This is a genomic window from Chitinophaga sp., from assembly GCF_036566945.1.
GTDB lineage: Bacteria > Bacteroidota > Bacteroidia > Chitinophagales > Chitinophagaceae > Chitinophaga.
In genome coordinates this window covers 1-4,142 of record NZ_DATCVJ010000301.1, presented here as the reverse complement: position 1 = coordinate 4,142, position 4,142 = coordinate 1, and the positions used below count along the sequence as shown (strand labels likewise).

4 protein-coding genes are annotated in these 4,142 nt (G+C 46.6%); all 4 read right to left on the bottom strand.

The window, feature by feature from the left end; all coding sequences use genetic code 11:
• On the bottom strand, window positions 1–403 hold a 403-nt coding region (locus tag VIP81_RS08910), incomplete at its 3' end, for a DinB family protein (RefSeq protein WP_331958658.1).
• Between the two features lie 12 nt (window positions 404–415).
• A complete protein-coding gene (locus tag VIP81_RS08905; RefSeq protein WP_331958655.1) occupies window positions 416–1,984 on the bottom strand; it encodes an ABC transporter permease/substrate-binding protein in 1,569 nt (522 codons plus the stop codon).
• 9 nt (window positions 1,985–1,993) lie between these two features.
• Window positions 1,994–2,935: an ABC transporter ATP-binding protein gene (locus tag VIP81_RS08900; protein WP_331958652.1), complete on the bottom strand. Its 942-nt coding sequence runs from the start codon at window positions 2,933–2,935 to the stop codon at window positions 1,994–1,996.
• Window positions 2,936–2,980: 45 nt separating this feature from the next.
• The coding region (locus tag VIP81_RS08895; RefSeq protein WP_331958649.1) for an FAD-dependent oxidoreductase at window positions 2,981–4,142 on the bottom strand (1,162 nt) is incomplete at its 5' end.

The window sequence follows — 4,142 nt, the reverse complement described above, 5'->3', positions numbered from 1 at the left end:
GCTCTTCGTGGTTTAAGCCCAGTACAAAGAGGGCTGTTAGCTCAGGCGTGAGTGCTTCCGTTTCCAGAAATGCCATCATGGCTTCGTCCACATGTTTACGATAGCGCATAATGTCTTCTACGGCCGGACGGCTGAGGTTACCACGGTTGGTGCGTATTACGCGCGCGCCTATCGATTCGTAGTAACTGTTGAATACATAATTGTATTGCGGATCAAATACCGTATATCCTTTAGCGTTAGGCGCCAGTATAAATGTTTCGAAAAACCAGGTAGTGTGTCCCAGGTGCCATTTAGGGGGACTTACATCCACGATAGGTTGTACTACATAGTCTTCTGTTTTCAGCGGCGCGCAGATATTTTCTGTTCGCCGGCGCACGGTTTCGTATTCTTTTTTCAATAACATAATTACAGGTCGTTACTGTTGGTTCACATAATGTGTAAATGCAGAAATACTGCTGATATGTAATTTTTCGGCGGCTGATCTACGCATCATCAAAGCGTAGGTATTATTGAATCCTATTGGTTTCAGCCATTTGATGCCATATTGTTTTTCAAATGCTGTACTCACATAATCGTATACTTTTTGGGGCTCACTGATAATGCTGTCGGTTACCTGTTGAGGTGTTTGCAATATCACCAGTAAGCCGGTGCCGGTATATTCCGGGTACATGTCTATCTGATCATTGGTTAAGGCGTCGAAAACTATTTTGGTGCCGCCTAAACCTGTTTTGGTAACTGCTGATAAATCTGTGTATCCTTCTATCAGCATTTTGTACATATTGGCCAAAATATAGCCATCTCCAAATATTTTAGAGCCGATGCGAATATTTCCTTTTGCACCGGTGCCGGGTGTTTTCCATAATTTTTGTGCGACCAGAAAATCTTTGGCTACTTTCTCCGGATTTTGTTTAAGATAGTCTACGCGGTAATTCAGATCCGTCATAATGCTATCATTAATTGTACCAGACAAACGATTCAATGCCGGCTCCAGTTCCGGATATTTTTGGAGTGTTTCATTGCGTACAATAGGGGCAGCGTAGTAGGGAGGGAAGATGTGTTTATCATCTTCCAATACTAAGAGATCAAAAGCTTTTACCCTGCCATCCGTACTGCTTCCGCTGATAACATCCAGCTTTTTTTCATAGGCCGCTTTGTACATGATCATGTCGCTGATCACGAGGGTACGGATATGCAGGCCGTATACTGATTTCAGTCCGAGGTTACCATCTTTGCGGCCCATAAATTCCGGTGTAAAACCAGCCAGCATTTTTCCGTTGTAAGTATCCGGTATCAGGTAGAAAGAAGACAGTACCACGAAGATGGCGGGGAGCAGGTATAATGTTTTACGGGCTTTGCGGATATTGATATGTTGTAGCAGCGAGAGGAGCCAGTCGAAGAGAATAGCCAGTAATGCTGCGGGGATGGCGCCGGCCAGCATCATATTGGTATTATTGAGGGCGATACCCCCGAAAATGAATTCTCCGAGTCCGCCGGCAGCGATGTAAGCTGCGAGGGTAGCCACGCCTACATTAATCACGGTGGCGGTGCGTATGCCAGCCATGATAACGGGTAGCGCCAGTGGCAGCTGCACTTTATACAGGAGTTGTCTTTTGCTGAGTCCCATGCCTGTAGCGGCATCTGTAATGCTGGGGTCTACGCCGTTGATACCGGTGAAGGTATTACGTATAATGGGTAATAAGGCGTAGAGGAACAGTGCTACAATGGCTGGTTTTGGACCTATGCCCAGCAGGGGGATCATAAATCCGAGTAAGGCAATACTGGGAATGGTTTGCATAATACCTGCAAAGCCCAGTACCCAGGCTGCCCATCTTTTTTTTCGGGTAATCAGGATGCCGGCGGGTACACCGATGGCCACTGCCAGCAATACAGATATAAAAGTAAGACCGGTATGCGTAAGGGTTTGTTCCAGCAGTTTGCCGGATTGTTGTTGTATGAAATCAAATAGTGTTTCCGATGCTTCCATGCGGTAGTATTATTTTTTGTAGGCAGCTATGGCCGCCATTAGTCCATTCCCGTCCATTATTCTTTGTTCCTGATGATATACAACTGCAACTGGTCGGGAAGTCATGGCTTCCAGTGCATCCCAGCAGGTATTTTCGGCAGTGAGCGAAGTGGCGCCGCCGGATTCGTGGCGGGCCGGGATCCATGACCAGAGGTCTTTTATTTTCAGGGCTTTCAGCTCCAGTTGTAATCGTTGAGGATCCAGGAAGGATCTGACAAAGTCATTGGCCGGATGAAAGAGCAGTTCGGCGGGTGCGCCCAGTTGCTGAATACGGCCTTCGTTCATGAGACAGATACGATTGCCCAGTTCAAAAGCTTCTTCTATATCATGTGTGACCAGGATGATCGTTTTATTGTTGATTTCGTCGAGGGCTTTGAATTCTTTTCTTACGCTGATACGGGTCAGTGGGTCCAGTGCGCCGAAAGGTTCGTCCATCAGCAGTGCCGGCGCATCGGCGGCCAGCGCACGGGCCAGCCCAACGCGTTGTTGTTGTCCGCCACTGAGTTGATGCGGATATACCGTGGCATAATCTGCTGCCGGCAGCCGGAGTTTATCCATTAACGTGATGGTGCGTTCCCGGATACGTGCTTTATCCCATTTCAGGAGTGAAGGCACTATTCCAATGTTTTCACCAACGGTGTAATGAGGAAACAAGCCGGTGTTTTGGAGTACATAACCAATATTGCGACGGAGTAATTCCGGAGAGAGCTGTCTTATTTCTTTGCCATTTACATAGATGTGACCGCTATCAGGTTCCAGTAGCCGGTTGATCATGCGCAGGGTGGTGGTTTTACCACAACCACTGGTGCCCAGCAATACCAGTGTTTCTCCTTCGCGCACTTCGAAGGAAATATCATCTACCGCTTTTTTTTGCTGGCCAAAACTTTTTGAAACATGATCCAGTTTAATCATTTGTTTTATAGGATGATATGGGGAAAAACTTGCTCAAGTTGGAGCCTATTTTTCCAGGGTCATAAATAGGTTGTTCAACGATTCGGCATATAGCGGATGTGCGAACACCATTTCACGGAGTTGTGAGGCCGTAATACCTCCCAGCATGGCCATTTGCAGGAGTGACATAATTTCACCACCTTCCGGGCCTATAATAGCAGCTCCAAGTATAGCATTGGTATGTTCATGTACCAGCGCTTTCATGAAGCCCCTTGTTTGTCCGGTTTCTATAGCCCTCGCTACTTTGTCCATATTCAGACAGGCCACCTTGAAAGGTATTCCTTCTTTTAATGCTTCTTTTTCGGTCATGCCTATACGACCCAGTTGAGGATCGGTAAACATGCAATAGGGTACCTGTCTTGATTTGGCTGATAAGGTAGCATTTTCAAACAGATTTTTATAGATAATAAGATGATCATTATAAGAAATATGCGTGAATGCGGGGCCGCCTTTTACATCACCTATTGCGTATACGCCGGGCTCACTTGTTTCCAGCCGATCATTTACCTGGATATATCCTTTTTCATCCGTAAGTATGTTGGTATGCCGTAGCTGTAATGCCGGTGTTTGTGGCCGGCGGCCGGTGGCTACCAGTATATGCGTGGCCGTGAGTGTTTCCCGGTTGGTATCGGTCACAATATCTACGTGGATCGTTTTCCCTGTTTTACTGATACGTTCTGTCTGTGTATCGGTGTATACCAGGAGATCTTCCGATTCCAGCATTTTCTTAATCACGGCTGCTACATCCGGATCTTCCTTGGCCACGAGTTGTGGCGCGGTTTCTATGATGGTAACGGCGCTGCCTAAACGTTTATAGAGTTGTCCCATTTCCAGGGCAATGTAACTGCCACCCAGGATAATCAGTGATTTAGGAATTACTACTTCATCCAGGATGGTAGTAGATGTGAGATAAGGTACGTCTGTCAAACCCGGAATGGGCGGGATGTTGGGTGTAGTGCCGGTATTAATGAAAATATGATCTGCGGTGAGGATATTTTCGTCTCCTTTATGGCCTGTAACTTTGATGGTTTTGTTATCTGTGAATGCCGCACTTCCTATGAAGACGGTGACGCCCTCTGTTTGCAATCCTTTGGCGGTTCCCTGGCGGAACTGTTCCACAATATTATTTTTGCGGGCAACAATAAAGGGGAGATCTACTGTTAAGCCG

Excerpts from the sequence above, each read along its gene's own strand:
- VIP81_RS08905 (WP_331958655.1), bottom strand. The coding sequence starts at position 1,984 with ATGGAAGCATCGGAAACACTATTTGATTTCATACAACAACAATCCGGC.
- VIP81_RS08900 (WP_331958652.1), bottom strand. The coding sequence starts at position 2,935 with ATGATTAAACTGGATCATGTTTCAAAAAGTTTTGGCCAGCAAAAAAAA.